The sequence below is a fragment of the Bradyrhizobium sp. th-b2 genome, assembly GCF_000426785.1.
GTDB classification, from domain to species: domain Bacteria; phylum Pseudomonadota; class Alphaproteobacteria; order Rhizobiales; family Xanthobacteraceae; genus Bradyrhizobium; species Bradyrhizobium septentrionale.
This window is the reverse complement of the sequence record NZ_AUGA01000004.1, coordinates 262,042-287,979: the sequence shown is the minus strand read 5'-3', so window position 1 is coordinate 287,979 and position 25,938 is coordinate 262,042. Positions and strand designations below refer to the sequence as shown.

Sequence of the window (25,938 nt, the reverse complement as noted above, 5' to 3'; positions counted from 1 at the left end):
CTCCCCGTAATGTTCGGCGGGGCGGTTCCCCCGCAGCAGTTGCGGGGGAAGACAACATGGCCGTTACCACCGGGGATCTTCGACCGGCGTCCGGCACCTGGCGCACGCCGCTCGTGATCATCGTCTGCGGCTGCGCGATCGCATTGTTGAGCTTCGGCCCGCGCTCCAGCCTCGGCTTCTTCGTGCAGCCGATGGGCCATGAATTCGCCTGGGGCCGCAACGTGTTCGGCCTCGCGCTGGCGCTGCAGAACCTGTTGTGGGGTCTGGGCCAGCCGATCGCCGGTGCGATTGCCGACCGCTTCGGCCTGCTGCGCGTGATGATCGTCGGCGCGCTGCTTTACGCTGCCGGCCTGCTGCTGATGCGCTACTCGACGACGCCGCTGTCGCTCGATATCGGCGCCGGCGTCCTGATCGGCTTCGGCCTGTCGGGCTCCTCGTTCAACCTCGTTCTGTCCGCGTTCAGCAAGCTGCTGCCGCCCGCGCAGCGCGGCATCGCGCTCGGCGCTGGCACCGCCGCGGGCTCGTTCGGCCAGTTCCTGTTCGCGCCGTTCGGCGTTGCGATGATCGACAATTTCGGCTGGCAGACCGCGCTCGTCGTGTTCGCCGCGCTGATGCTGCTGATCCTGCCGCTGTCGCTGGCGCTCTCGACGCCGCCGGCAGAGACGCATGATGCCGCGCCTGCCGATCAGCAATCGTTCAAGACCGCGCTGGCGGAAGCCTTCGGCCATCGCTCCTATGTGTTGCTGGTGCTCGGCTTCTTTACCTGCGGCTTCCAGCTCGCCTTCATCACCGTGCATCTGCCGGCCTATCTCGCCGACCGCGGCATTCCGGCCTCGACCGGCGGCTGGGTGATCGCGGCGATCGGCCTGTTCAACATCATGGGCTCGCTCAGCGTCGGCTGGCTGCAGAACGTGTTCCCGAAGCGCTACATCCTGTCGGTGATCTATTTCACCCGCGCGCTGTCGATCATCGCCTTCATCTCGTTCCCGATCACGACCTTCTCGGCGATTGCATTCGGCGCAATCTCTGGCCTGACCTGGCTCTCCACGGTGCCGCCGACCTCGGCGCTGGTTGCATTGATGTTCGGCACGCGCTGGTTTGCGACGCTGTACGGCTTCGCCTTCGTCAGCCATCAGGTCGGCGGCTTCCTCGGGGTCTGGCTCGGCGGCATCGTGTTCGAGCAGGTTGGTTCCTACACCCCGATCTGGTGGCTGTCGGTGGTGTTCGGCGTGCTGTCGGCGCTGATCAACCTGCCAATCGTCGAAAAGCCGGTCGTGCGCCCGGTTGCGCAGCCCGCCTGATGGGTTAAACACTTTTCCGAAACGGATTACGGGGAGTGCTCATCGTGGCAACGTTCAAGGCAATCAGGATCGACAAGGCGGACAAGGGTACCACCGCCGCACTGACCCAATTCGACGACGCGGAATTGATGGACGGCGATGTCACCGTCCGCGTCGAATGGTCGACGCTGAACTACAAGGACGGCCTCGCGCTGACCGGCAAGGCGCCGGTGGTGCGCCGCTTCCCGATGATCGCCGGCATCGATTTCGCCGGGACGGTCGAGCAATCCAGCCATCCCGACTGGAAGGCGGGCGACAAGGTCGTCTGCAACGGCTGGGGCATGGGCGAGACCCATCTCGGCGCCTATGCGGAAAAGGCCCGCGTCAAAGGCGACTGGCTGGTAAGGCTGCCGGACGGCATTTCCGCACGCGATGCGATGGCGGTCGGCACCGCCGGCTATACCGCGATGCTGTCGGTGCTGGCGCTCGAGAAGCACGGGCTCACGCCGAAGAGCGGCCCGGTCGTCGTGACGGGCGCTGCCGGCGGCGTCGGCTCGGTCGCGATCGCGGTGCTGTCGAAGCTCGGCTACCACGTCATCGCGTCGACCGGGCGGGTGTCGGAGACCGACTATCTCAAGGCGCTCGGCGCCAGCGAGGTGATCGACCGTGCCGGACTGTCGGGTGCGCCGAAGGCGCTTGCCAAAGAGCGCTGGGCCGGCGGCGTCGACAGCGTCGGCTCGACCACGCTCGCCAATCTGCTTTCGATGACCAGATACGGCGGCGCCATCGCGGCCTGCGGCCTGGCGGCTGGTATGGACCTGCCGTCGTCGGTCGCGCCCTTCATTTTGCGGGGCGTGTGCCTTCTCGGCATCGATTCTGTGATGTGCCCGATCGAACTCAGGCGGACCGCCTGGCGTCGTCTCGCCAGCGATCTGGACAAGGCAAAACTTGCTGATATCACTCATGAAATCGCGCTGGACGAGGTCATGGGCTACGGCGCGAAAATTCTCGGCGGCCAGGTCCGCGGGCGGATCGTGGTAAAAATAGTCTGAGGACGTTCAGACTTTACCAACCAAGCTGCTCCAATGTTGCCACGGTTGGTATGGTAAGCAGCGGGTAAAGAGACTTGCAGCATGATCCCGGGGGGCCGGGTTTCCTCGCGCAGACGTCGAGAAGCGTCGGTGGCGGGGATCATGCTCAACAAGGAGCGGGTGCCCGCGCTCGTAAGTGGAGTAGCTCATGCTTGCGCGTTTGGTGTTGGGGGCCGTCACGGCCGGGGCAATGGTCGTGCCGGCGTTCGCAGGCATGATGAACGCCGATGAGGCCCGCAAGTTCGTCGCGGGCAAGGTATTCGCCTTCACCTGTTTCGATGGCACGCGCGGCGCCGGCCGCATCCTCGACGACATGGGCGCGGCAGGCTCGGTCCAGTTCTCCGGCTCCGGTCCGATCCGTCACGTGCGCCTGCCCGGCAACACGTTGCAAATCCGCGGTCAGAGCGTTTGCGCCTCGCTGAAGGGCATTCCGTTCGAGCCGTGCTTCAACCTCGACAAGCAGGACGAGCGCTCGTTCCGCGGCTCGGTCTCGGGCATGGGCTTCGCCTATTGCGAATTCCGTCACCAGGGCGGCCAGCAGATGCTGATGGCGCGCGCGGTGGCGCGGCCACGCTCGCTGCACCCGCGCACCCGATCCGCGGATGCTTCGCAGACCGAAGTGTCGCGCGTTGAGACGCCGCAGGTCGGAAGCGCGAAGCTCGAGCCGGTCAAGGCCGAACCCGCCAAGGTCGAGAGCGCGCCGGAGTTGCGCCGCTCCACCGACTAACGCTCTGCTGACTAACGTTTCATCTGCGCGCTAACGGGAATAGCGCCGCCAAGCCGTAGTCATACGGATGGCGGTCGCCACGCGTTGTTATCTACTCAATACCTAGCGTTCGCCAGGCGGCGAGATGTTGGGGGCTCCGATTTTGAGTAGTCATATGGCGCAGTATTTTTTCCGGATCAGTGACGGCGATTACGCTGGCGCATCCGACCACGCGACGGAGTTTGAAAGCCGTGATGTGGCCTGGGCCGAGATGACCAAGGTCTGCGGCAATTTCCTCGGCAGCATTTCGCGCAATCTGAAGCAGAACAGCGAATGGCACATGGAGCTGCTCGACGAGGGCAGAAAGCCGGTGTTCAGGATTCGCCTGGTCGCCGAGTCCGTCGACTAATTCTCCTCGTGGCGTGGCGCATGCGCTCACCCTCCAGTCGGCGGCGAGTTCGTCGCCTTGCCTCGCCGTCACCCAGCTGTTCGTCTCGCCAGACACGCTGACCGGCGACTTCGGTGTTCACTTCCCAACGCTTGCGGCTACCTGGGCGCGTCGCTTTTTCCAACTCAATCGCACTGCGTTCGTTCTTCACGCATCCCATCGTCGGCGCCGGTAGTCTTACGGAGGCCGTGTTAACCAAACATCGAGCAGCGTGCCACATTATGTCGCACTCGCTCCCTCGCACGGGCGGTTGGAATCGCGTCGGAAATGCACCTGTCGTTCGGAGAGCTCCGTGACACGATTTATTCGGGACATGCGTATCGGGACAAAGCTTGCGATCACGTCGATAGCGGCCGTGCTGTTGGTCGGGTTGATATTTTTCTGCAGATGACTGGTGCCGCTGATATTCGCAAGGTGACGTTATATGCCGCTGGGCAGCAAGCCATCGTCAGCGATTCAGCCGCCACCATGGCAGAGTTGCGCGGCATGCAGATGGCGGTCCGCGACATCCTGCTCGCAGGATCGGAAGCTGAGCTGCAAAAGGCCGATGAAGTTTTTCTGCGACGCAAGACCTCGGCGCTCAAATATGCCGAAGAGATGGCGCGATTGTCCAAATCGCCCGAGAACGGCCAACGGATCGCGCGGATTCCGGTCTTGATCGAGGCGTTCGACAAGGGCAAAGGGCAGCTCGAGGTCCTACGCAGGCGAACCATCGATCTGGAAGCGAAGCGGGTCGCGGGCGACGCCAATCCGGAAACGGCGGCGCAGCTCTCCAGGTTCGCGGATCAGATCGCGCAAATCCGCAAGGATGTGACCCTTCCTATCAATACCGAAACCGAGAGTAACGCCGAGAAGATTGCCGAGTTCGCCAGGCACCGCAGCGTAGATGCGCGGTCGGCCGCCGAGGCGGAGGAAGCTTCGGTCGAACGCACCTTGCTCTCGGTTGGCAGCGGTGTTGCGTTGCTGCTGATCGCGAGCTGGATTTTCTCGCTGTTCACGGTGGTCCGCCCGATACGCGCCCTGACGGTTGCGATGAAAGAGCTCGCCGGCGGCAATCTTGGCGTGGTCCTTCCGGGGCTCGGCCGAAAGGACGAAGTAGGCGGCGTGGCGGACGCGGTGGAGAGGTTCAAGCTTATGTCCGAGCAGAAGGCCCGCGACGAGACGGCGGCCAAGGTCAAGCAGGATGAACTCACGGCGGAACGGCGCAAGGCGGAGATGTTCAAGCTCGCCGACGCGTTCGAAGGCGCGGTCGGCGAGATCATCGAGACCGTCTCCTCGGCATCGACCGAACTCGAGGCTTCCGCGGGCACGCTGACGTCGACCGCCGAACGGGCGCAGGAACGCGCCACAGTGGTGGCCGCGGCCTCAGGGGAGGCCTCTGCGAACGTGCAGTCGGTGGCGTCGGCGACCGAGGAATTGTCGTCTTCGGTCAGCGAGATCAGTCGCCAAGTCCAGGAATCGGCGCGCATGGCCAGCGATGCTGTCGGTCAAGCGCACGTCACTACCGATCGCGTCAGCGAGTTGTCGAAAGCCGCGACCCGGATCGGTGATGTCGTCGAACTGATCAGCACCATTGCCGGCCAGACCAATCTCCTTGCGTTGAACGCGACTATCGAGGCCGCACGTGCAGGCGGGGCCGGCCGCGGCTTCGCCGTGGTTGCTTCCGAAGTGAAGGCGCTGGCCGAGCAGACGGCGAAGGCGACCGGTGAAATCGGACAACAGATCTCCAGCATCCAGGTGGCGACGCAGGAATCGGTCAAGGCCATCGAACAGATCAGTGGCACGATCGAGCGTCTGGCGGAAATCTCCTCGGCTATCGCTGCAGCTGTGGAAGAACAGGGCGCGGCAACGCAGGAGATATCGCGCAACGTGCAGCAGGCCGCGCACGGCACCGAGCAGGTTTCAGCCAACATCACCGACGTTCAGCGCGGCGCAACCGAGACGGGCTCCGCCTCCTCGCAGGTCCTGGGGGCCGCACGATCGCTGTCGGGCGATAGCCAGCGCCTCAAACTCAAGGTCGCGAACTTCCTCAGGACGATTCGCGCGGCGTGATGCCTTATCCCCCCGCTTGCGGAACAGGCGGGGGCGGCGCTGCGGCGACGGCCCGCCTGCGAAACAGGATCCGCTGGTACAGCCAGCCGATCGCGACCAGCACGATGCCAAGGCACATGAACGACAGCGCCCGGTAGACACCGGTCAGTGTGGACATGTCGACCAGGAACGCCTTCAGGATTGTCAGGCCGATCACGGCAGCGGACGCGAGCCGCGCCCGCTCCGAATTGACCACGATGCCGATGCCGAGCAGCGCGACGCCGAACATCAGCCAGGCGATCGAATAGGTATATTGCTCCGCGCCCGTGGTCTCGCCGCGCACCAGCACCGGTCCGTGATAGAGCCTGCGGATCTCAAGCGTCACATAAGCGAGCGCGAGGATCAGCGCGCCGGCTGCGATCGTATTGGCGTATACAGCGGGACGATGGCCCGCCACCGCGTAGGACAGCAGCAGCGCCAGCACGGCCGGCAGCGCATAGCCGAGCAGCAGCAGGTTGATGAAGCTGCCGCCGACGTCATGCGCCCACAGCATCGGATTCTCCAGAAACAGCAGCCCGAATACGCTGGCAAGCCCGGCGAAGGCAGTGAGCAGGACCGCGCCGACATTGTGGACGATGCTGCCGGTGCGCAGGCGCAATCGCTCCAGCCCGATCGCCATCGCGAGCGTCACGCCGACCTGCAGCGCGACCTCGGTCAGCCCGGCGCTATCGCGATAGACATCGCCGCCATTGACCGCGTGGCGGATCTCCATGAAGGCGAGCAGCACCGTGAACAGGATTGCGGCGGATTCGATGATCCGCAGCGGGACGTCGCCGGCATTGCGGCGCAGGAAATGGCTTGCGGCCCAGAACGACAGCGCCGGGACGCCATAGCCCCACAACAGCCAGTTGAAGATCGGCGTGGTGCCGACGGCATCGCCGGCGATCCGCGGCTCGTAGCCGATGCGCAGCACCACGATGCCGGCGAGGATCGCGGCGAGCCAGCGCAGGAACGGGATCGGCCGCTGCACCGAGAGCCATGCCGTGCCCATCGACACCAGCGCCAGCGCGATGGTGAGCCAGCCCTTGTCGAGCGCGAAGGTCAGCGCAAGCGCCAGCGAGGCGAGCGCGCCGGTCGCCGACAACGCAATCGAGGGCGACAGCTCCGGCCGCTCGCCGCGCCGTGTCAGCGCCTCGGTCGCGGCCGCGTAGGCCGCGGCCAGCAGCACGGCGAGGATCGCGAACGGGATCGAGCGGTCGAGATGCGCGATGCGCGCATAGAGCGCGACCAGGAGCGCGACCGGCGTGAATACCGCCGCCGCGGCCCAGGTCACAGTGACCTTCGTGGTGGCAAAGCGCAGTTGCGCGAGGAAGCCGGCGATGCCGAACGCGGCTGCGAACAGCGCCGCGGTGACGAGATGCAGCGACACCGAACCGTCGGTCGCGGAAGGGCCGATGCCGGGGATCGCGCCGCCCGGCAGCACCAGCATGTCGACGTTGCGGCGGATCGCCCATTCGCCGAATACGATGAACACGAAGAGTGACGCGGCGCCGATCGCACGGGTGGCAGCCGGTGCGCGCCAGGCGACGAGCAGGCTGCCGGCTGTGAGCAGCGCGAAGCCGATCATCGCGATGTCGGCGTGCGCGCTGTTGAGCACGATCAGCATCGCGCCGAACAGATAGGCCGCGAGCGATCCCGACGAGATCGGCTCGATTTCCTCGCCATCGCCGTCGGGGCCGAACATGAAGCCGCAGACCACGAGCAGCGCCGCCAGCGCGAAGCCCGCGATCACGTGGAAGACGTGCGGCGCGACCATCTCCGGCCCGCATTGCAGGCACGGGAAGGTCCACAGCAGCGCGAAGGCGATCGTCGTCACCGCAAGCCAGCGCCACAGCCGGATGCGGGCGAGGGCGAAGGATGCGGCGGTGACGATGGCGAGATAGATGTAGAGCGACCAGAAGTCGGGCTTGTCCGAGGAGACCAGGATCGGCGTGACGAAGGCGCCGACGATGCCAAGCCCTGCCAGCGCCGGCCCGTGCAGCAGCGCGGCCGCGAGCGTGCCGAGCGCGACCATGCCGAGCAGAATGAAGGCGGTTGCCGGTGCGAGGAAGTCGTACAGCGCGTAGGCGGCGTAGACGGTCGCGAACGCCACCGCGGTGCCGGCGGCGGTGAGGATCGCCGGAATATTGGCGATCGGCAGCGCCGCGATGTTGGAGATGCTTTCCTTGCGCCGGGTCCATTCACCGGCGCCGAGCAGCGCGAGCGCGAACAATCCGCCGAGCATTGTGCGCACGCCGGGGCCGAGCAGCCCGGCCTCGATCGAGTAACGCACCATGAAGAAGCCGCCGAGCGCCAGCGTCAGGCCGCCGATCCACACCACCCATTGCGTGCCGAGCGTTTCCTCGAAGCCGGGCGTTGGCTCCGGCGCGGGCGGGGGTTGCGGAAGGGGCGGTGGCGCGGCGCTCGCAGCATCCGCGGTCGGCTCTGTCTGCGCGTCCGGCCCGCTCGGTACAGCCTCGGGGAGCGGTGGCGGTGCGATCGGAGGTGCCGCCGGGAGTGTCTGCTCGAACTCCTGCAGCGGTGCCAAAGGCGGCGGCATGACCGTTCGCATGGCGGCCGCGCCGGCGGCCTCGATCGCGTCCAGCCGCCGCTGCAGCAGCGCGATCCGGCCCAGCGCCTGGCGCGCGAAAATAAGCGCGACGATGGCGAGGACGAGGGTGAGGAAATCGAACGGCGAATCGAACATCGGGCCTCCGGCAGGACGCGCCGGACCATCGGCCAGCCGGCCGCCCGTCGCAACCTAGTAGTGCAGTTGGGAGGACTGGAAGTTCAAGCGATCGGGCGTGCGAGCCGAGCTATTCCAGATCGATGTGGAAGGGGCGGCCTTCGACGCTCATGCTGCCCGGACCCATCGCATCGAGCGCGCGCAGCATCCGGCCCTCGCGTCCCAGCGCCTTGTCCGCGAGGCTGACGATCAGCCGGTTGGGCGCCGCGATCGGCGAGGCCTCGCGGATCAGCCGGGCGATGGACATTTCGTCGCGGTGCGGATTGAGCGCGCAGACGGTGGCAAATGCGCTCGCGGTCGAGCGGCTGATGCCGGCGTAGCAATGCACCACCATCGGTGCGCGGCGATCCCAGCCGCGTACGAAGGTCAGCACCTTCTCGATATGCGTCTCGTTGGGCGCCACGAACCCGTCCATCTGTTCGATGATGTCGTCCATCGACACTTTCAGATGGTTGGCCGGCAGCACCGAGGGCGGGCGCTGCACCTGGTCGACATTGGCCATCACGGTCAGCACATGGCTGGCGCCGGTGGCACGAACCGTGTCGGAGAGCGCGGCGAGCGAGCAGACGTGAAGCATGATGGTCCTTGGGTATCGGGTGCGTGCATCCGATTATAACGGCTGCTCCCGGGTGGGCAAAGGCGCGCTGCCATGCCTGCGCTTCGTTTTGCGCCGCAACCGACGGCGCGTTTCGTGGTGTCGCCCCTATGACGCGTGCAATGCCTTGAAGCGCTCGAGGAACTGCTTTTCGGCCCTCGCTGCGGTCCACGGCGTCAGATAGTCGCGCTCGGTCGCCTCCGGCAATTCCGGATCGCGGCCAAATAGCCGCTTGGCCTCGGCCTGCGAAAATCCCGCCAGATGCGTCGCCTCGAGATAGGCGGCGCCGCGATCGGCGGACTTGATCTGCTGGGTGATCTCATCCGCGAGCACGGGCGGCAGGCCGAAGCGGATGTGGATCGCCGACAGCAGCCGCTTCTCCACCGCCTTGTATTCGCCGGCGAGCACCGCCTTGAACGGCGAGATCATGTCGCCGATGACATATTCCGGTGCGTCATGCAGCAGCGCGGCAAGCCGCACGCGGACGTCGACGCGCGGCGTCTGCTGGCGCATCACGGCTTCGACGAGCAGCGTATGCTGGGCCACCGAGAAGATGTGCGCGCCGCTGGTCTGTCCGTTCCAGCGCGCGACCCGCGCCAATCCATGCGCGATGTCGACGATCTCGATATCGAGCGGCGACGGGTCGAGCAGATCGAGCCGGCGCCCGGACAACATCCGCTGCCAGGCGCGGGCGGTCTCCGTCGAGTTACGCGCAGTCATTTCGTCTTGGGCCGCGGTGTGCGGAGTTTCCCGCTGCAGGCCTCATGGCAGAAGCAGGTGACGAGGTGATCGTTGACCATGCCGGTCGCCTGCATGAAGGCGTAGACGATGGTCGGGCCGACGAACTTGAAGCCGCGTCCGCCGAGCTCCTTGGAGACCTTGATCGACACCGGCGTCGAGGCCGGCACGCTTGCCGTGGTCTTGAACTGATTGACCTTCGGCTTGCCGTCGACGAAGTCCCAGAGGAATTTCGAGAAGCCGGGGCCTTTCTCCATGATCTCGAGATACGACTTGGCGCTCGCCACCGTGCCTTCGATCTTGGCGCGGTTGCGGACGATGCCGGCGTCGTTCATCAGCGCGTGCACCTTCTTGGCGTTGTAGCGCGCGATCTTCTCGGGCTGGAAATCGTCGAAGGCTTTGCGGAAATTCTCGCGCTTGCGCAGGATCGTGATCCAGGAGAGGCCGGCCTGGAAGCCGTCGAGGATCAGCTTTTCGTAGAGCGCGCGGTCGTCATATTCGGGCACGCCCCATTCATTGTCGTGATAGGCGACGTAGAACGCGTCCTCGCCCGGCCAGGGGCAGCGCGTCTTGCCGTCGGGATGCAGTTGCGCGGTACGGCTCATGCGACGGTCTGCTTGGGTGTGATGCGGACAGCGTCGGGCTCGGCGAGATGAAGCGCGAGCCCGCCCGCGGTCAGCGGCAGGCCGGCGTCGAGCGCATCGGCGACGCGGTCGATGCGGACCAGAGCCAAGCCGTTTTCGCCTGCGGTGGAGCCCATGGTGCCGACCTGCTTGTCGCCGGCGAGGATTGTCGCGCCGGTCTCGGGGGAGGGGCCGTCGAGAATGATCTTCACCGTGCGGGTGCGCGCCGTGCCGCGGTGCTGCATGCGCGACACCACCTCCTGGCCGACATAGCAGCCCTTGTCGAAATCGACGCCGTTGAGGCGGTCCATGTTGGTCTCGTGCGGGAACGCGTCGCCATACATGAAGTCGAGCCCGCCGCGCGGGACGCCGGTCGCGATCCGATGCGCCTCATAGGCGCCATCGTCGACGAGCTCGGCGCCGATCAGATCAGCGAGCTTCTGCGTCAGATCTTGCGGGATCAGGATGCGCCAGCCGAGCGCCGGGTTGCGCGGATCGGCGAAAGCGAGATCGGGGATCGCCGCCGGCTCTTCGTCCCAGGCTGCCAGCACGCCGAGGCTGTCCGTGAGGTTCTCGACCACGACCTTGGCGCGCAGCTTGTAGAAGCCGAGCTTGTCGGCGAGCCCCTTGGCGAGCGCGCGCGGCGCGTCGATCAGGAAGCCGCCGCCATGGCCAGTGGGTATCTCTGTGATCAGGAAATCGACGATGATCTTGCCCTGCGGCGTCAGCAGCGCGCCAAACCGCGCCTGTCCCGGGCGCAGCTGCTCGACATCCGTCGTGATGAGGCCGTTGAGGAAGTTGCGGGCGTCCTCGCCAGAGACTTTGACCACGCCCCGATCTGGAAGAAACGCTGCTTTCATTCGCAAAATTGGCTCTTTTCCAAGTTCCTTGGGAAACGCGCAGGCCGCGGATATCCCCTGCCAAGCTAAGGCGCTAGAGTGCGCCGAACAAGGCCCGCGCGACAGCCGAAAGCGGGCGCCGAGGACCGATGAATCAGCATTTTGACACCATTCTAAAATCCGGCACCGTGGTCAATCAGGACGGCGAGGGCGTGCGCGATATCGGTATCGTGGGCGGCCGTATCGCCGCGATCGGTTCGCTCGGCCAGGTCGCGGCCGGCGAGGTGATCGACTGCAAGGGCCTGCACATCCTGCCCGGCGTGATGGACACCCAGGTGCATTTCCGCGAGCCCGGGCTGACGCAGAAGGAAGATCTCGAGACCGGCTCGCGCAGCGCCGTGATGGGCGGGGTCACCGCTGTCTTCGAGATGCCGAACACCAACCCACTGACTGTCACGGAAGCGGCGTTCACCGACAAGATCAAGCGCGGCCACCACCGCATGCATTGCGATTTCGCCTTCTTCATCGGCGGCACCCGCGAGAACGTGCAGGATTTGCAGGAGCTTGAGCGGGCGCCGGGCTGCGCCGGCGTCAAGGTGTTCATCGGCTCCTCGACCGGCGCGCTCTTGGTCGAGGACGACGAGAGCCTGCGGCGGATATTTCGGGTGATCCGGCGCCGCGCCGCGTTCCATGCCGAGGACGAATACCGCCTCAACGAGCGCAAGCCGCTGCGGATCGAGGGCGATCCGCGCTCGCATCCGGTGTGGCGCGACGAGACCGCGGCGCTGATGGCAACCGAGCGCCTGGTCAATCTCGCGCGCGAGACCGGCAAGCGCATCCATGTGCTGCACATCTCGACCAAGGAAGAGATCCTGTATCTGCGCGACCACAAGGATGTCGCGTCCTGCGAGGCGACGCCGCATCACCTCACGATGGCCGCGCCCGAATGCTATGAGCGGCTCGGCACGCTGGCGCAGATGAACCCGCCGGTGCGCTCGGCCGATCACCGCGCCGGCATCTGGTATGGCATCGAGCAGGGCATCATCGACGTGCTCGGCTCCGACCACGCGCCGCATACGCTGGAGGAGAAGGCTAAAACCTATCCGGCCTCGCCGTCGGGGATGACCGGCGTGCAGACGCTGGTGCCGCTGATGCTCGATCACGTCAATGCCGGACGGCTGTCGCTGGCTCGGTTCGTCGATCTCACCAGCGCGGGGCCGGCGCGGCTGTTCAACATCGCCTGCAAGGGCCGCATCGCGGCGGGCTATGACGCCGACTTTACCGTGGTCGACCTCAAGCGCAGCGAGACCATCACCAACAAATGGGTAGCCTCGCGCGCGGGCTGGACGCCCTATGACGGCGTGAGGGTGCAGGGCTGGCCGGTCGGCACCTTCGTGCGCGGCAGGCGGGTGATGTGGCAGGGCGAACTGACGACGCCGTCGCTCGGCGAGCCGGTCCGGTTCCTCGAGACGCTGAAGCCGTAACGGCTGGGGCGATTACTGCCGGGCGAGCGCCAGCGAGAACTCGCCGTTGCGCACGCGCGCGGCGAGGCCCTCGGCGAACTTCGCCACCGCATCCTCGCCATAGGTGCCGACCAGCTCGGCGAGCGCCGCAAACAGGCTCGCCTGCGCGAGGCAGTCGCCATCGACGCCGTCGTGACGCGCTTCCGCCCAGGCCTCGTTCAGGTAGCCCAGCGCGGCTTGCTTCTGCTCGTGATCGGGACGCGGGTCTTGGTGATGGGGAAAGGACGCTGGATGGCGCATGGAACTCATCAAAATGAATGCGCGCGGTCCGGACGCGAACCACTGCGACGCGCGAGATGTATCACGCATGCGGGTACCGCCTAGCCCACATCTTTCGAAAAGGTTAACGCGCGCTACGGCATTTAAAGGGGAATTCCGGCTATCGCGGCCGCCGTCAGCCAAATGAGCTGTGGATATGGTCCAGCACCGCGCGCGGCGAGGCGCACAGCTGGCTGGCGCCGGCCTCGAGCAGCTCCTCGGGCGTGCCGTAGCCATAGGTGACGCCGACCGCGCGGATGCCGTTCCTGATAGCCCCGATCACGTCGTGGCTGCGGTCGCCGATCATCACGGCTTCGGCCGGATCGGCTCCGGTCTGCTCCAGCGCATAGGCGAGCAGGTCGACCTTGTTGACCCGCGTTCCGTCGAGCTCGGAACCGAACACATGGTCGAAATACCCGTTCAGGCCGAAATGCGCGACGATCCGGCTCGCGAACACATGCGGCTTCGAGGTCGCAACGTACATGCGGCCCGGCCGCTCGCGCAGCGCCGCCAGCACCGCGGCAATATCAGGGTAGACGCGGTTCTCGAACAGCCCGACATCGCCGAATCGCTCGCGGTACAACTCCACCGCGCGGTCGGCGAACTCCTCGCCGCCGAGCAGCAGCGCAAAGCTCGCCCGCAACGGCGGCCCGATGCACCAGGTCAACTCGTCCTGCGAGGGAACCGGCCGGCCGAGCTTTCCCAGCGCATACTGGATCGAGCCGGTGATGCCGGGCTTCGGGTCGGTCAGGGTGCCGTCGAGGTCGAAGAAGATCGCGCGGTCAGTTGGCATAGCGGGCCGTCAGGTCGCGCGAGATTTTCGAGCCTTCCTCGATGTAGCGGCGGATCGCCACGGTCGCTGCGGGGGTGCAGGAGCGGTAGGTCTGCTGGAAGCCGTTATAGCCGCGGTTGAAGCCCGCGATCATGCGGGCGCGGCGGTCGCCAGAGGGGGTTTCGGCGTCGATCAGCGCCTGCATCTCGTTGCGCCATTTGGCGCCCTCGTTGGAGCCGCAGATGCCGCGCAGATAGTGCAGGGCGCCGAGGATCTCGGCCAGCCGCTGCAGGTCGCCGTCGAACGGCGCAGCCGCGTCCTGCGCCCGGGCGGGCGAGGCAAGGCATGCCGACATCAGGATCACAACGGCGAGAAAGGCTCTGATCATCAGGGGTTCCGGAATGGCCGTGGTATGCCCCCTCAATGCGCCCGAGGCAAGGTGGCAAAGGGCCTTTAATACCGCCTCCCATACGCCCCAAAACAGGCCTCAAACCAGCCGCCGGGCGGCCGCAATGACCTCATGGAGACCGCCGGTGACCTTGAGGTCGCCGATCGCCTCCGGCGCCAGCCATTTGAAATCGTCGTGCTCGTCGTTCAGGACGGGCTCGTGGGACGCCCAGCGCGCCGCGAATGTCATGATCAGATAATGCCCGGTGCCGGGGCCGGTCGGCAGCACCTCGCGCCAGCCGGCCATGCCCAGGATTTCGACCCTGAGGCCAGTCTCCTCGTCGATCTCCCGGTGCAGGGCGGTGTGCAAGGATTCGCCGAACTCGACCCGGCCGCCGGGCAGTGAATAGAAGCCTTTTCCGGGCGAGCGCGCCCGGCGCACCAGCAGCACTTTGCCGTCGCGAAAAATCACGCCTGACACGGCGAGTTGCGGGCGGATCGGACGTTCGGGAGGGGTCAAGGCAATCAACAATCAGGTTCAAGCGCTATATGCCCGATAAATCAGGCGCCCGCCATGATGCTGTCGACATCGGCCTCCGCGGCGCCGTTGATGATGCCGGCGGTCAGCATCACCAGCGGCTTGACCCAGACGATCGCCTGCTCGGCGAGCGCGACCCGGCTCTTGTCCTGATGCAATTGCCGCATCGCGGAGCCGACCTCGGTCAAGATCTTTGTCATGCTGTCGGTGAGCTGGTCGAATTCGGCCCGGATTCCGGCGTCTGCCGTCTCATAGGATTCGATCGCGAGGTCACGCGCCTTGAAATTTGAGGCGGTGAAATGCTCGGCATAGGACAGTGGCTGCCATTCCAGGAAATCGCTGGCGCATTCCGGCAGGTCCGGCACCATCTCCAGCAGCATGATGGCTTCGTTGAAGTGATTGAGGTAGTCGGTCGCAAGCCCGGTGCGGGGATTGATGTTGGCGGCGCGCAACAGCGCCGCCCGCGCCTCGTCGGGGTACGTCGGTCGCGGGGAAGAGCCCGCTATGGCGGCCGTTGAGGTCATTTGATCGCAGTCTTTAACGGTCCAAGTTAAGGCAGAATAAACGGATACCACTCTGGACGGAATATGTGCGGACGCTTTGTCATAACCTCGCCGCCGGCGGCCTTGCGCGAGATGTTCGGCTATATCGAGCAGCCGAATTTTCCGCCACGGTATAATGTTGCGCCGACCCAGCCGATCCCGGTGGTGCTGCTGCAGAATGGTGGCCGGCATTTTCAGTTGATGCGCTGGGGCCTGATCCCGTCCTGGGTCAAGGACCCCCGAACCTTCTCGCTGCTGATCAATGCCCGATCCGAGACGGTGCGGGAGAAGCCGGCCTTCAAGAACGCGATCAAGCGGCGCCGCGCTCTGATCCCGGCCGACGGCTATTACGAATGGCAGGATGCCGGCGGCCGCAAGCGGCCGTTCTTCATCCATCGCCGCGACGGTCACCCGCTCGCTTTCGCCGCGCTCGCCGAAACCTGGATGGGGCCGAACGGCGAGGAGCAGGACACGGTCGCAATCGTCACCGCGCCCGCAAGCCCCGACCTCGCGCAACTGCATCACCGCGTGCCCGTCACGATCCGGCCCGAGCAATTCGCGCGCTGGCTCGATTGCCTGCCGAACGACGTCGACGACGTGATGCCGATGCTGAGGGGACCCGATGTCGGCGAGTTCGCCTGGCACCAGGTGACGATGCGGGTGAACAGTGTTGCCAATGACGACGCGCAATTGCTGCTGCCGATGAGTGCGGAAGAGATCGCCGCGGAGGACGCGCCGCAGCCGAAGAAAGCGGCGCCGCGCAAGACGTCGGTGCGGGAGGACGACGGGCAGGGGTCGTTGTTTTAGCGATCGGTTGGAAAAGCGTGGTGCGTGGCGCGAATACAGGTACAGATTTCTCCACATCGTCGTCCTGGCGAAAGCCAGGACCCATAACCACCGCAGTTGATCGTGAACGGGATTGTGGCCCCAGCGTCGCGCAACAATTGAGATCTGGGGTAATGGGTCCTGGCTCCCGTGCGCAATTGCGCACTAGGCCAGGACGACGATGAAGATGGTCCTCGATTCAACCTGCCAAACAGCTTGTTCGGTGTCATCACCCGCGCATGCGGGTGATCAAGTATTCCAGAGACACCAGTGTTCGAGCCGAGGGGCCGCGGCGCGCCCTCAGGTGCGCAATTGCGCACCGGGGAATGACGGAGAGAGTTGTCACCCCTTCACGGACGCCACGCCCTCGATCTCGATCAGCATCTTCGGATTGGGCAGCGCCACCACGACGCAGGTGGTGCGCGCGGGGTAGGGCGCGGGGCCGAACGCGCCGGCATAGAGGACGTTCATGGTGGCGACGTCGGAGGCGCGGGTCAGCAGCACGTTGACCTTGACGAGATCGCGCATCGTGGCGCCGGCCTCGTTCAGCACGCGTTTGAAGTTGGTGACGACATTGGCGAACTGCGCCTCGAAACCGTCGGGCAGTTCGCGGTTGGCGTCGAAGCCGGGAATGCCCGAGATGAACAGCAAATCGCCGACGCGGGCGCCGAACGAGAGCGGCGGCGCCTGGACGCCGGGCGGAGGAGGAAAGTGCTTGATCGCTGTCGTTTCTGTCATTGGGATCACCCGTCTGCGCGAGAGGGAAGGGAAGCGGTGTCGATGCTGCGCGGCGCCGCCGCATGGCGGCGCCGGAGATTCTTGCCGAAGAGATTCTGACCGATCATGCCTGCGAGCATCGCGATGACGAAGACCACGATCGGCAACGAGAGGCCGGCGAGGTTGACCAGCGCCGGTCCGGGGCAGATGCCGGCGAGGCCCCAGCCGATGCCGAACAGCACGGCGCCGGCAACCAGCGGCGCATCGATGTCGTTGCGGTCGGGCCAGACGAAGCGCTGCGAGAAGGCGGGCGCGGTGCGCCGCCGCGCGATCGCAAAGCCCGTCGCTGCGACCGCAACCGCGCCGGCCATCACGAAAGCGAGCGTCGCATCCCAGGCGCCGAACAGATCGAGGAAGCCGAGCACCTTCTGCGGGTCGGTCATGCCCGAGATCAGCAGGCCCGCGCCGAAGATCAGGCCACAAACAAAACTGGCGAGAACCGGCATCGCTAGCCTCCCAATCCGTGTCTTGCGATCGCGACCGTCGCGATCGCCGCCAGCATGAAGATGATGGTGGCCGCAATCGAGCGGCCGGACCAGCCGCGCAAAACCGCAGACGCCGTGGCCCGAGGTGCAGCCATTGCCCATCCTTGTGCCGAACCCGACCAGCAATCCCGCGATCGTGATCACCACAAGGTTCGCATTCATCGCCGGCCGCGGCAGCGGCGCGCCGAACAGCGCCGCGATCAGGGGCGCCGCGATCAGCCCCGCGATGAACGCGACGCGCCAGGAGCGGTCGGCGGTATCGGCCTGCAGCAGGCCGCCGACGATGCCGGTGACCCCTGCGATTCGCCCGGTCAGCAGCATCAGCAGCGCCGCGGCAAGCCCGATCAGCGCGCCGCCGGCGAGGCCGGAAAAAGGGGTGAAATCGTGCATCAATGCTGATCCCTGTTGCGCGAACACCTCAACGATCCGGCAAAGTGGCGGGCGCGGATGCGTCAACGGTCGCGCGACTGTGGAGGCGATGATAGACTCCGCCAGATCAGGAACAAGCGTAATCCCGCGTGTTTGCCGGCATTTCAACGATGCCATCAGCCGGCTGGATTGCCGCGATTCGACCTACATCTCACTTCGTCCGGAGAACCCCCATGAGATTGTCATCCGCCATCCGCGCCGCGCTATTCGCGCTGGCGCTGCTAACCGGCTCGTCCGCCGCCTTGGCCGACGAGGGCGCCGTGACGCTCGTGATCTTCAAGGGCGGCTGGATCTTCGGCGGCTCCGCCGGCAAGGGCGTCCTGACCTTCCACGGCCAGACCTACGGGCTCACCGCCGGCGGGCTGGACTATGGCCTCGTGTTCGGCGGCTCCCAGACCACGTTGCAGGGGCGGGTGCGCAACATCCGCCGCGCCCAGGACATCGCCGGCGTCTATGCCGCGGCCGGCATGGGCGTTGCCGTCGGCGCCGGCGTGCGCGGCATCCTCTTGACCAACCAGAACGGCGCGGTGCTCGAATTGAGCGGCAAGCAGATCGGCCTGATGGCCAATGTCGACCTCAGCGGGCTTGCGATCACGTTGAAGGAATAGCGCGGTTCGACTCGTAGGTCAGTAGGGCGGGTTAGCGAAGCGTAACCCGCCGACCTTCACGAGCACATGGTGGGTTACGCCTTCCGCCTTCGCTCGTTGAGCTACGGCGGACGTGGTCGGCTAACCCACCTACGGCCCTGCGATCCACTGCGCCAACTCGCGCCACGGCTGCAGCGTCCAATGCCCGGACGCCGCACCCGACGGCGACGGCAGCACGAACACATCGGGAAAACCGCTGATCTGCGGCTGCCGGCCGAACGCGAGCGAACTGGTCGGCCGGTGATAAAACAGGCTCGCGGCCTTCTTGCTGGTGAAGGCGATGGTCCTCGGCCGATACGTCTCGATCTTCGCCCTGAAGCCTGCGACATCGAACGCCCCCCGCGCGATCTGATGATCCATCCCGGCGCCGCTCTTGGAGAGATCGGTGAAGCCGATGTCGAGTTCGAGCAGGGCGGCGAACTCATCCGGCCGATAGCGCCGCGGCGTGATGCCGACCTCATGCAACGCGCGCCAGAACCGGTTGCCGGGATGCGCGTAGTAATGCCCGACGGCGGCCGAGCGCGTGCTGGCCGCGGTGCCGACGAACACCAGGCGCAGATTGGCGCGGAGTTGGTCGGGGAGGCGGTGAAGGTTATTAGCGGGCATCTGACAAGAGACTGGACGGCGTATCCACGCGCTAGCGTATGATGGAATTAGGTTGAGTGGTAGTCGCACAGGCGGTGCGCTCCCTCTCCCGCTTGCGGGGGGCTGGAGGGCTCTCTCCGCGAGTCACATCGTGGAGAGAGCCCCCACCCGTATCGCATCTTCGATGCGATACGACCTCCCCCGCAAGCGGGAGAGGTGGAGCGTGTCTGCGGCCTGACCGGTTCAACCTAACGCCATCGTTGTTTAACGAACCGGCTCCTTGACCTCTTCCTCGGTCGTGACCGCTTGCGCAGGCCCCGTCGCGCGCACCATCAGGAACGTTCCCGAGAACCTCGTGCCGCGGATGCTCCAGCGGCCGTCGATCTCGGTCGCGTCGGCATTGACCGCGCCTTCGTAGTGGACGGTGCCGTAGCCGTAACCGGGTGGCTCGTAGCGTTTGACGAACGTCACCGCGCTGCCGGAGCGATGACCTGCAAGCGAGGCATTGTGGGTGGCGAGCGGGCAGCCCGGCGTCAAGCAAGGCTCGGTTACGCTGCCGCCGAGCGCGCCGCCGGCGTCGATCAGCGTCGCCAGGAACGTGACCATACCGGAGCCCGGCTGAACATAGCTGCCGTCCCAGACGCCGGTGAGATTGTCGGTCATGTCCGTCTCGGTGAAGTGTGAGTGATCAATCGTCCGCATGATGTGGAGCGCCCAGCGCCTCAACGCAAGTTGTGCCCGCCCGCGCCCGGTTGCCTGCGCTGGCAAAAGGGTCTGTAATCCATCCCAACAGATCAAGAAGAATTTTGGAGCAGGACATGACGGGAGAGGCGAAAACCCATTACGAGGTGATTGTCGTCGGCGCCGGCGTCGCCGGCATCTACCAGATCAAGCGGCTCGCCGATCTCGGCATCGACGCCAGCGTGCTCGAAGGCGCGCCCGATCTCGGCGGCACCTGGTACTGGAACCGCTATCCGGGCTGTCGTTTCGACTCGGAAAGCTACACCTACGGCTTCTCGTTCTCGCGCGAGCTGCTCGACGAGTGGCACTGGAAGGAGCGCTTCTCCGGGCAATCAGAGAATCTGCGCTACCTCAACTACGTCGCCGACAAGTTCGACCTGCGCAAGTACATGCAGTTCAATTGCAAGGTCGAGGCGATGCAGTTCGACGAGACGCGCGATCTCTGGCAGCTCAGGATCAGCGATGGCCGCCGGCTGACCTGCCGCTTCGTGGTGCTGGGGATCGGCCTGCTCTCGGCGCCGACCATGCCGCGTGTGCCTGGGATCGACGATTTCAAGGGCCGCTCGTTCCATACTTATTACTGGCCGCACGAGCCGGTCGATCTCGCGGGCAAGAAGGTCGCTGTGATCGGCACCGGCGCCACCGGCATTCAGGTGATCGGCGAGATCGCCGACAAGGTAGGCCAACTCACCGTGTTCCAGCGCCGGCCGAACTGGAGCGCGCCGCTCAACAACTCGGCGATCTCCGTGGACGAGATGGCCGACATCCGCGCGCGCTACGACGAGATCTTCGCCGCCTGCGCGCTGACGCCGGGCAGCTTCGTGCACGGGCCCGACAAGCGCGGCTTCTACGAGGTGAGCCGCGAGGAGCGGCTGGCACTGTGGGACAAGCTCTACGACGAGCCCGGCTTCGGCATCTGGCTCGCGAACTTTCGCGAGATTTTTATGGACGAGGCGGCCAATGCCGAACTATCAGCCTATATCGCGGACCGCATCCGCGGCCGCGTGAATGATCCTGATGTCGCCGAAAAGCTGATCCCGCGGGATCACGGCTTTGGCGTGCAGCGCCTGCCGCTGGAGACCCAATATTTCGAAGCCTATAACCGCGACAATGTGCATCTCGTCGATCTCGGCGAGACGCCGCTGGTGCGCGTCACAGAGACCGGCCTGCGCACCACGGCGCGCGACTACGAGTTCGACGTCATCGTCTACGCCACCGGCTTCGACGCCATCACCGGCGCCTACGACCTGATCGACATCACCGGCATCGGCGGCGAACGTCTCGCCGACAAATGGAAGCAGGCGCCGTCGACCTTCCTCGGCATGCTCGTGCACGGCTTCCCGAACCTGCTGATGCCCACGGGGCCGCAAAGCGCGTCGGCCTCGACCAATTTTCCACGCGGCATCGAGAATGGGGTGAACTGGTGCACTAACCTGCTGCAATACATGTGGGACCGCGGCCTGACCCGCGCCGACGCCACGCTCGAAGCGCAGGAGCGCTGGACCGCGCATGTGGCAAAAATGTACGAGATCATGCTGATGCGCAAAGCCAAGTCGTGGTTCACCGGCTACAACTCCAACGTCGCCGGCCACGAAGAGGGCACCGTGCGCTACTTCGTCTACAACGGCGGCACGCCGAAGTTCTTGGGGATCATCAACGAGGTTGCGGCGAAGGGGTATCAGGAGATTGAGTTTGGTGCGGGGGCGCGGGCTGGCGCGCAGGCGGCGGCTGTTGGCGCGTCGGCCTCGTAGGGTGGGTTAGCGCCGTAGCTCGACGAGCGAAGGCGGAAGCGTAACCCACCATCTTCTCGCGGTCGTTATCGCGATCATTACGATGGCTCGCAAAGGTGCCGTCGCGGACCACCGAACCGCTCTGATCGTCGTTCTACCTCGCCGCGCGGTCGAACCAGGGGCGCGAAGCGAAGCAATCCGGTGCAGTAGACAGCTATCTACACTGTCCGCATTTAGGACCTTCGATAGTCGATCATCCACGTCGCTCTCAGGCCGTCGCCACCGATATCACATCGAGCAGCGAACATACGGCGTCTCCATTGGCACCGGCTCCTTGGCGCTGAGTGTGATCTTATTCTCGCCAGAGAGTTTTACGTCGATTGCTACGTCTGAAATCGCGACGCCGTCCGAGCACGACGCAATCACTCGAACATTCTGCCCGTCATCGTGCAACGATTTGACAGTACATTTTTGAAACGTGCCGGTGATTTGCTTTCCCTGGACGATTAAGCCGCCCGCGTGGAGATCGGCATCTTTCTTGAACGCGAGCTTGTTGTTCTCCTTGGTGAATACCTTATCGCAGGCCGAGGCGTCGATCGTCCAGGCTCCGTTCAAATCGGCAGCCTGTGTCGAGGCCGATTGCGCAACGAGAAGCACGAATAGTACCGCATTGAAGGTTCTCATGAAAATCTCCAATTAAATGGTCATTAGGCTACTGGACCCTCTGCGAACCGGACGTGGAATTGTCGCCAAATCGTTTATTTGAGGGGAGCATGATAGCATCATCGACGCGGCACTTCATCGCTTTTGAGCATCTGGCATGCGATGAGACAGCGGATTTTTCGTTGATCCAAGTCAATGGTTCTGCGGACCACGTGGCGGCCTTGGGCCGGTTGCTGTCGTGACTGCCCCTGTACAATCCGCACACACGCGATGGATTTATGAGTGAGCGCCGTTGAAGCGAAGAGGCCGGGCTCTCGCCCGGCCTCTTCGTTCTGGATAGGATGCCTGGTCATCGGGCGCGAAGACTCGCTTCGCGCTTTTGTCCCAGGCATGACGAGCGGAGAGGGCGAGCCCTCACAACACCCGATTGCTCTCCTTCACCTTGTCCGCATCGAGATACAAGCTCTCGCCCATCTCCTTGAACTTGGCGCTCATCGTCGCCATGCCGTCCTCGATGACGCCTGACATCGACGCCCCAACGCCCGTCGGGTCGTTCAGTGTCGCGGCGTAGTCGCGGACGTCCTGGGTGATCTTCATCGAGCAGAACTTTGGGCCGCACATCGAGCAGAAATGCGCGACCTTGTGGGCTTCCTTCGGCAGGGTCTCGTCGTGGAAGTTCTTCGCGGTCTCGGGGTCGAGGCCGAGGTTGAACTGGTCCTGCCAGCGGAAGTCGAAGCGGGCGCGTGACAGCGCGTCGTCGCGCAGTTGGGCTGCGGGGTGACCCTTGGCCAGGTCAGACGCGTGGGCGGCGATCTTGTAGGTGATGACGCCGACCTTGACGTCGTTGCGGTCGGGCAGGCCGAGATGCTCCTTCGGCGTGACGTAGCAGAGCATCGCGCAGCCGAACCAGCCGATCATCGCCGCACCGATGCCCGAGGTGATGTGGTCATAGCCCGGCGCGATGTCGGTGGTCAGCGGCCCGAGGGTGTAGAACGGCGCCTCGCCGCATTCCTTGAGCTGCTTGTCCATGTTGATCTTGATCTTGTGCATCGGCACGTGGCCGGGGCCCTCGATCATGACCTGGCAGCCCTTGTCCCACGCGATTTTCGTCAATTCGCCGAGCGTCTCGAGCTCCGCGAACTGCGCGCGATCGTTGGCGTCGGCGATCGAGCCGGGGCGCAGGCCGTCGCCGAGCGAGAACGAGACGTCATACTTGCGCATGAGGTCGCAGATCTCGTCGAAATGGGTGTAGAGGAAGCTCTCCTTGTGATGCGCGAGGCACCATTTCGCCATGATCGAGCCGCCGCGCGAGACGATACCGGTGACGCGGTTGGCGGTGAGGTGGATGTAGGGCAGCCGCACGCCGGCGTGGATCGTGAAATAGTCGACGCCCTGCTCGCACTGCTCGATCAGGGTGTCCTTGTAGAGCTCCCAGGTCAGCTTGACCGGATCGCCGTCGCACTTCTCCAACGCTTGGTAGATCGGCACGGTGCCGATCGGCACGGGCGAGTTGCGCAGAATCCATTCGCGGGTGGTGTGGATGTTGCGCCCCGTGGAGAGGTCCATCACGGTGTCAGCGCCCCAGCGGATCGCCCACACCATCTTGTCGACCTCTTCCTCGACCGACGAGGTCACCGCCGAGTTGCCGATATTGGCGTTGATCTTGGTCAAGAAGTTGCGGCCGATGATCATCGGCTCGAGCTCGGCATGATTGATGTTGGAGGGGATGATGGCGCGGCCGCGCGCGATCTCCGAGCGGACGAATTCCGGCGTGATGAAGGCCGGCACCGCGGCGCCGAAGCTTTCGCCGTCGGCGAGGGCGGCTTCCGCGCGCTCGAGCTGCTGCTTGCGGCCGAGATTCTCGCGCTCGGCGACGTAGATCATCTCCTTGGTGATGATGCCGGCGCGGGCAAACTCGAGCTGCGTGATCTTGTGGCCGTCGAGCCCGCGCAGCGGCGTGTGGTGCGCGGTGAACGCCTTGGCGGCATGCGAGGCGCCGACATTGCCGTTGTCCTCCGGCTTGATGGTGCGCCCCTCATATTCCTCGACGCCGCCGCGCTCCTTGACCCAGGCGAGGCGATTGCGCGGCAGGCCGGTGTTGACGTCGATGGTGACGGCCGGATCGGTGTAGGGACCCGACGTGTCATAGACTGGCAGGTTCGGCTCGCCGGCGCCTTCCGACAGGATGATCTCGCGCAAGGGAACGCGGAGATCGGGTGCGGCCTCCGGCGTCGCAAAAATCTTGCGCGAGGAGGGCAGCGAGCCCGTGGTGACGGCGGGCCGTGTGGTGTCGGGGTTGGAGCGGATGTTCATGAGGGATCCTCCTTTTAGTTCGTTGGCATCGCTGCGCGCGAGTTGAGTACCGCTGTCATCCCCGCGAAAGCGGGGATCCAGTATTCCAGAGGCCGCGGTGGGATACGGAGACGCCGCGGCGTACTGGATCGCCCGGTCAAGCCGGCCGACGACAGCAGGGTGTGTGGAACGAGAGTTTGCATCACGCGGCCTCCGCGCTGAGGCCGAGCCACTGCCGCACCCGCGCATCGGGGTCGGCGTTCTGGGTGACGTCTGAGACGACGGCGATCGAGTCGGCGCCGGCGGCAAAAATCTCGGCGGCGTGCTCGAACTTGATGCCGCCGATCGCGACCAGCGGGATCGCGCCGATCCGCTTCTTCCACTCGGTGATCTTCGCAATGCCCTGCGGTTCGAACCGCATTGACTTGAGCGTCGTGAAGAAGATCGGGCCGAGCGCGACGTAGTCGGGCTTTGCCGCGAGCGCGGTCGCGAGCTCCGCATCGTCGTGGGTGGAGACGCCGAGCGTCAGTTTCGCTTTGCGTATTTCACTGAGATCCGCGTCGGCGAGGTCTTCCTGGCCGAGATGCAGATGCTCGGCGCCGGCGACGATCGCCGCGCGCCAGTAATCGTTGACGACGAGCTTCGTCAGCGTGCCCTTCGTGATCGCCAGCGCGTCGCTGACGATCTGCAGCGCCCCGGCATCGTCGAGCTCCTTCGCGCGCAGCTGGATGGTGCCGACGCCAAGCTTTGTCAGGCGCTCGACCCATTTGATGCTGTCGACGACGGGATAGAACGGATCAGGATACGGCATGCCAGAACGGGGTCCCAACGACAGGGGTGGAGGGGGAGGCGAAGTCGCGGGCTTCCATCAGCCCGGCTTCATAGGCGGTGCGGCCGGCTTCGACGCCGAGGCGGAAGGCGTTGGCCATCGCAACGGGATCGGCGGCCTTGGCGATCGCGGTGTTGAGCAGCACGGCGTCGTAGCCGAGCTCGAGCGCTTCGGCGGCATGCGACGGCGCGCCGAGCCCGGCGTCGACCACCAGCGTGATGTCGGGCAGGCGGTCGCGCAAAAGCTTCAGCGCGTCGCGGTTGGTGATGCCCTTGGCACTGCCGATCGGCGCGGCCCACGGCATCACGACCTTGCAGCCGGCATCGACCAGGCGTGAGGCGACCGAGAAATCCTCGGTGCAATAGGGGAACACCTCGAATCCATCCTTGATCAGGATGGCGGCGGCTTCGACCAGGCCGACCACGTCGGGCTGCAGCGTGTCGTTGTCGGCGATCACCTCGAGCTTGATCCACGGCGTGCCGAACAATTCGCGCGCCAGCTTTGCGGTGGTCACCGCCTCCTTGACGCTGCGGCAGCCCGCGGTGTTCGGCAGCACGGTGACGCCGAGCTCGCGGATCAAGGACCAGAACGCATCGCCGGTCTTGCCGCCGGCGGCTTCCCGACGGAGCGATACGGTGACGATGCTGGCACCCGAGGCGCGGATCGCGCCCTGCATGATCGCGGGCGACGGATAGAGCGCCGTGCCGATCAACAGGCGGGAGGGGAAGGATTTGCCGTAGAAGGTGACCATGTGTCTCCTCACACTATGCCGTCGTCCC

General features: G+C 65.2%; 26 protein-coding genes and 2 pseudogenes. 9 read left to right on the top strand and 19 right to left on the bottom strand.

The annotated features are described in order from the left end of the window. The first annotated feature begins 56 nt into the window (after nt 1-56). The 5 genes and pseudogenes from K359_RS0108715 (at nt 57) to K359_RS51480 (ending at nt 5,577) form a co-directional block, all read left to right on the top strand. Nucleotides 57-1,301 carry an MFS transporter gene (locus K359_RS0108715; protein WP_029079004.1) on the top strand — a complete coding sequence of 415 codons (1,245 nt, stop codon included), beginning with the start codon at nt 57-59 and terminating at the stop codon, nt 1,299-1,301. A gap of 44 nt (nt 1,302-1,345) precedes the next feature. Continuing rightward, nucleotides 1,346-2,332 (top strand): MDR family oxidoreductase, encoded by a 987-nt coding sequence (locus K359_RS0108710; RefSeq protein ID WP_029079003.1) that lies wholly within the window; start codon nt 1,346-1,348, stop codon nt 2,330-2,332. Nucleotides 2,333-2,519: 187 nt separating this feature from the next. Further along, entirely contained in the window at nt 2,520-3,098 is a 579-nt protein-coding gene (locus K359_RS0108705; protein ID WP_029079002.1) for a hypothetical protein, read from the top strand. 154 nt (nt 3,099-3,252) lie between these two features. After that, nucleotides 3,253-3,486 carry a hypothetical protein gene (locus tag K359_RS0108700; RefSeq protein WP_016844381.1) on the top strand — a complete coding sequence of 78 codons (234 nt, stop codon included), beginning with the start codon at nt 3,253-3,255 and terminating at the stop codon, nt 3,484-3,486. A gap of 352 nt (nt 3,487-3,838) precedes the next feature. Then, nucleotides 3,839-5,577, top strand: a pseudogene (locus K359_RS51480) (methyl-accepting chemotaxis protein). Nucleotides 5,578-5,581: 4 nt separating this feature from the next. On the opposite strand, the gene K359_RS0108690 reads toward K359_RS51480, so the two are convergent. The 5 genes from K359_RS0108690 to K359_RS0108670 form a co-directional block, all read right to left on the bottom strand. Beyond that, nucleotides 5,582-8,302 carry a DUF2339 domain-containing protein gene (locus K359_RS0108690; protein WP_029079001.1) on the bottom strand — a complete coding sequence of 907 codons (2,721 nt, stop codon included), beginning with the start codon at nt 8,300-8,302 and terminating at the stop codon, nt 5,582-5,584. Nucleotides 8,303-8,411: 109 nt separating this feature from the next. Beyond that, entirely contained in the window at nt 8,412-8,918 is a 507-nt protein-coding gene (locus K359_RS0108685; RefSeq protein ID WP_029079000.1) for a tyrosine phosphatase family protein, read from the bottom strand. Between the two features lie 126 nt (nt 8,919-9,044). After that, entirely contained in the window at nt 9,045-9,656 is a 612-nt protein-coding gene (locus K359_RS0108680; RefSeq protein ID WP_029078999.1) for a YfbR-like 5'-deoxynucleotidase, read from the bottom strand. Next, complete coding sequence (locus K359_RS0108675) at nt 9,653-10,279, bottom strand: DNA-3-methyladenine glycosylase I (protein ID WP_029078998.1); 627 nt, start codon at nt 10,277-10,279, stop codon at nt 9,653-9,655. The genes K359_RS0108680 and K359_RS0108675 overlap by 4 nt, the downstream gene beginning before the upstream one ends. Next, nucleotides 10,276-11,157 carry a folate-binding protein YgfZ gene (locus tag K359_RS0108670; protein WP_029078997.1) on the bottom strand — a complete coding sequence of 294 codons (882 nt, stop codon included), beginning with the start codon at nt 11,155-11,157 and terminating at the stop codon, nt 10,276-10,278. The genes K359_RS0108675 and K359_RS0108670 overlap by 4 nt, the downstream gene beginning before the upstream one ends. Nucleotides 11,158-11,285: 128 nt before the next feature. On the opposite strand from K359_RS0108670, the gene K359_RS0108665 reads away from it, so the two are divergent. After that, nucleotides 11,286-12,620 carry a dihydroorotase gene (locus K359_RS0108665; protein WP_029078996.1) on the top strand — a complete coding sequence of 445 codons (1,335 nt, stop codon included), beginning with the start codon at nt 11,286-11,288 and terminating at the stop codon, nt 12,618-12,620. Nucleotides 12,621-12,632: 12 nt separating this feature from the next. Here K359_RS0108665 and K359_RS0108660 read toward each other — a convergent pair whose 3' ends face one another. The 5 genes from K359_RS0108660 to K359_RS0108640 form a co-directional block, all read right to left on the bottom strand. Continuing rightward, complete coding sequence (locus K359_RS0108660) at nt 12,633-12,899, bottom strand: hypothetical protein (RefSeq protein WP_028332620.1); 267 nt, start codon at nt 12,897-12,899, stop codon at nt 12,633-12,635. A gap of 154 nt (nt 12,900-13,053) precedes the next feature. After that, nucleotides 13,054-13,710, bottom strand: coding sequence for an HAD family hydrolase (locus K359_RS0108655; protein ID WP_029078995.1), 657 nt, complete (start codon nt 13,708-13,710; stop codon nt 13,054-13,056). Continuing rightward, a complete protein-coding gene (locus K359_RS0108650) occupies nt 13,700-14,077 on the bottom strand; it encodes a TIGR02301 family protein (RefSeq protein ID WP_029078994.1) in 378 nt (125 codons plus the stop codon). The genes K359_RS0108655 and K359_RS0108650 overlap by 11 nt, the downstream gene beginning before the upstream one ends. Before the next feature lie 99 nt (nt 14,078-14,176). Continuing rightward, on the bottom strand, nt 14,177-14,596 hold the full coding sequence (locus K359_RS0108645; RefSeq protein WP_029078993.1) for an NUDIX hydrolase: 420 nt from the start codon (nt 14,594-14,596) through the stop codon (nt 14,177-14,179). A 41-nt stretch (nt 14,597-14,637) separates the two neighbouring features. Next, complete coding sequence (locus tag K359_RS0108640) at nt 14,638-15,138, bottom strand: hypothetical protein (RefSeq protein ID WP_029078992.1); 501 nt, start codon at nt 15,136-15,138, stop codon at nt 14,638-14,640. Nucleotides 15,139-15,201: 63 nt separating this feature from the next. Here K359_RS0108640 and K359_RS0108635 point away from each other — a divergent pair, with 63 nt between their 5' ends. Next, nucleotides 15,202-15,963 carry an SOS response-associated peptidase gene (locus K359_RS0108635; RefSeq protein ID WP_029078991.1) on the top strand — a complete coding sequence of 254 codons (762 nt, stop codon included), beginning with the start codon at nt 15,202-15,204 and terminating at the stop codon, nt 15,961-15,963. A gap of 360 nt (nt 15,964-16,323) precedes the next feature. On the opposite strand, the gene K359_RS0108630 is transcribed toward K359_RS0108635, so the two are convergent. The 3 genes and pseudogenes from K359_RS0108630 to K359_RS66150 form a co-directional block, all read right to left on the bottom strand. Then, nucleotides 16,324-16,719: a RidA family protein gene (locus tag K359_RS0108630; RefSeq protein ID WP_029078990.1), complete on the bottom strand. Its 396-nt coding sequence runs from the start codon at nt 16,717-16,719 to the stop codon at nt 16,324-16,326. A 5-nt stretch (nt 16,720-16,724) separates the two neighbouring features. Continuing rightward, complete coding sequence (locus K359_RS0108625) at nt 16,725-17,204, bottom strand: DUF6691 family protein (RefSeq protein WP_029078989.1); 480 nt, start codon at nt 17,202-17,204, stop codon at nt 16,725-16,727. A gap of 150 nt (nt 17,205-17,354) precedes the next feature. Then, a pseudogene (locus K359_RS66150) lies at nt 17,355-17,564 on the bottom strand (YeeE/YedE family protein); the annotation flags it as partial. Between the two features lie 281 nt (nt 17,565-17,845). Here K359_RS66150 and K359_RS0108615 point away from each other — a divergent pair. Beyond that, a complete protein-coding gene (locus tag K359_RS0108615; RefSeq protein WP_029078988.1) occupies nt 17,846-18,280 on the top strand; it encodes a hypothetical protein in 435 nt (144 codons plus the stop codon). A gap of 129 nt (nt 18,281-18,409) precedes the next feature. Here the strand turns inward: K359_RS0108615 and K359_RS0108610 are convergent, their stop codons facing one another. Together K359_RS0108610 and K359_RS0108605 are read right to left on the bottom strand one after the other, a co-directional pair. Next, the gene (locus K359_RS0108610; RefSeq protein ID WP_029078987.1) at nt 18,410-18,925 is read right to left on the bottom strand and encodes a mismatch-specific DNA-glycosylase; all 516 of its coding nucleotides are present in this window, start codon (nt 18,923-18,925) and stop codon (nt 18,410-18,412) included. 243 nt (nt 18,926-19,168) lie between these two features. Further along, nucleotides 19,169-19,567: a hypothetical protein gene (locus K359_RS0108605; protein ID WP_029078986.1), complete on the bottom strand. Its 399-nt coding sequence runs from the start codon at nt 19,565-19,567 to the stop codon at nt 19,169-19,171. A 155-nt stretch (nt 19,568-19,722) separates the two neighbouring features. Here K359_RS0108605 and K359_RS0108600 point away from each other — a divergent pair, with 155 nt between their 5' ends. Continuing rightward, nucleotides 19,723-21,396: an NAD(P)/FAD-dependent oxidoreductase gene (locus K359_RS0108600; RefSeq protein WP_029078985.1), complete on the top strand. Its 1,674-nt coding sequence runs from the start codon at nt 19,723-19,725 to the stop codon at nt 21,394-21,396. Between the two features lie 267 nt (nt 21,397-21,663). Here K359_RS0108600 and K359_RS0108595 read toward each other — a convergent pair whose 3' ends face one another. From K359_RS0108595 to K359_RS0108580, 4 genes are all read right to left on the bottom strand, one after another. Next, a complete protein-coding gene (locus K359_RS0108595) occupies nt 21,664-22,059 on the bottom strand; it encodes a hypothetical protein (RefSeq protein ID WP_029078984.1) in 396 nt (131 codons plus the stop codon). A 393-nt stretch (nt 22,060-22,452) separates the two neighbouring features. Next, nucleotides 22,453-24,351: a phosphomethylpyrimidine synthase ThiC gene (thiC, locus tag K359_RS0108590; RefSeq protein WP_029078983.1), complete on the bottom strand. Its 1,899-nt coding sequence runs from the start codon at nt 24,349-24,351 to the stop codon at nt 22,453-22,455. A 181-nt stretch (nt 24,352-24,532) separates the two neighbouring features. Further along, nucleotides 24,533-25,141 (bottom strand): thiamine phosphate synthase, encoded by a 609-nt coding sequence (locus K359_RS0108585; protein ID WP_029078982.1) that lies wholly within the window; start codon nt 25,139-25,141, stop codon nt 24,533-24,535. After that, nucleotides 25,128-25,910, bottom strand: a complete 783-nt coding sequence (locus tag K359_RS0108580; RefSeq protein WP_029078981.1) for a thiazole synthase — start codon at nt 25,908-25,910, stop codon at nt 25,128-25,130. Before K359_RS0108580 ends, K359_RS0108585 begins: the two co-directional genes overlap by 14 nt. Nucleotides 25,911-25,938: the final 28 nt, after the last annotated feature.

Coding starts and splice junctions, on each gene's coding strand:
- K359_RS0108715 (WP_029079004.1), top strand. CDS start 57: ATGGCCGTTACCACCGGGGATCTTCGACCGGCGTCCGGCACCTGGCGC.
- K359_RS0108705 (WP_029079002.1), top strand. CDS start 2,520: ATGCTTGCGCGTTTGGTGTTGGGGGCCGTCACGGCCGGGGCAATGGTC.
- K359_RS0108700 (WP_016844381.1), top strand. CDS start 3,253: ATGGCGCAGTATTTTTTCCGGATCAGTGACGGCGATTACGCTGGCGCA.
- K359_RS0108690 (WP_029079001.1), bottom strand. CDS start 8,302: ATGTTCGATTCGCCGTTCGATTTCCTCACCCTCGTCCTCGCCATCGTC.
- K359_RS0108685 (WP_029079000.1), bottom strand. CDS start 8,918: ATGCTTCACGTCTGCTCGCTCGCCGCGCTCTCCGACACGGTTCGTGCC.
- K359_RS0108680 (WP_029078999.1), bottom strand. CDS start 9,656: ATGACTGCGCGTAACTCGACGGAGACCGCCCGCGCCTGGCAGCGGATG.
- K359_RS0108675 (WP_029078998.1), bottom strand. CDS start 10,279: ATGAGCCGTACCGCGCAACTGCATCCCGACGGCAAGACGCGCTGCCCC.
- K359_RS0108670 (WP_029078997.1), bottom strand. CDS start 11,157: ATGAAAGCAGCGTTTCTTCCAGATCGGGGCGTGGTCAAAGTCTCTGGC.
- K359_RS0108665 (WP_029078996.1), top strand. CDS start 11,286: ATGAATCAGCATTTTGACACCATTCTAAAATCCGGCACCGTGGTCAAT.
- K359_RS0108660 (WP_028332620.1), bottom strand. CDS start 12,899: ATGCGCCATCCAGCGTCCTTTCCCCATCACCAAGACCCGCGTCCCGAT.
- K359_RS0108655 (WP_029078995.1), bottom strand. CDS start 13,710: ATGCCAACTGACCGCGCGATCTTCTTCGACCTCGACGGCACCCTGACC.
- K359_RS0108650 (WP_029078994.1), bottom strand. CDS start 14,077: ATGATCAGAGCCTTTCTCGCCGTTGTGATCCTGATGTCGGCATGCCTT.
- K359_RS0108640 (WP_029078992.1), bottom strand. CDS start 15,138: ATGACCTCAACGGCCGCCATAGCGGGCTCTTCCCCGCGACCGACGTAC.
- K359_RS0108635 (WP_029078991.1), top strand. CDS start 15,202: ATGTGCGGACGCTTTGTCATAACCTCGCCGCCGGCGGCCTTGCGCGAG.
- K359_RS0108630 (WP_029078990.1), bottom strand. CDS start 16,719: ATGACAGAAACGACAGCGATCAAGCACTTTCCTCCTCCGCCCGGCGTC.
- K359_RS0108625 (WP_029078989.1), bottom strand. CDS start 17,204: ATGCCGGTTCTCGCCAGTTTTGTTTGTGGCCTGATCTTCGGCGCGGGC.
- K359_RS0108615 (WP_029078988.1), top strand. CDS start 17,846: ATGAGATTGTCATCCGCCATCCGCGCCGCGCTATTCGCGCTGGCGCTG.
- K359_RS0108610 (WP_029078987.1), bottom strand. CDS start 18,925: ATGCCCGCTAATAACCTTCACCGCCTCCCCGACCAACTCCGCGCCAAT.
- K359_RS0108605 (WP_029078986.1), bottom strand. CDS start 19,567: ATGACCGACAATCTCACCGGCGTCTGGGACGGCAGCTATGTTCAGCCG.
- K359_RS0108600 (WP_029078985.1), top strand. CDS start 19,723: ATGACGGGAGAGGCGAAAACCCATTACGAGGTGATTGTCGTCGGCGCC.
- K359_RS0108595 (WP_029078984.1), bottom strand. CDS start 22,059: ATGAGAACCTTCAATGCGGTACTATTCGTGCTTCTCGTTGCGCAATCG.
- thiC (WP_029078983.1), bottom strand. CDS start 24,351: ATGAACATCCGCTCCAACCCCGACACCACACGGCCCGCCGTCACCACG.
- K359_RS0108585 (WP_029078982.1), bottom strand. CDS start 25,141: ATGCCGTATCCTGATCCGTTCTATCCCGTCGTCGACAGCATCAAATGG.
- K359_RS0108580 (WP_029078981.1), bottom strand. CDS start 25,910: ATGGTCACCTTCTACGGCAAATCCTTCCCCTCCCGCCTGTTGATCGGC.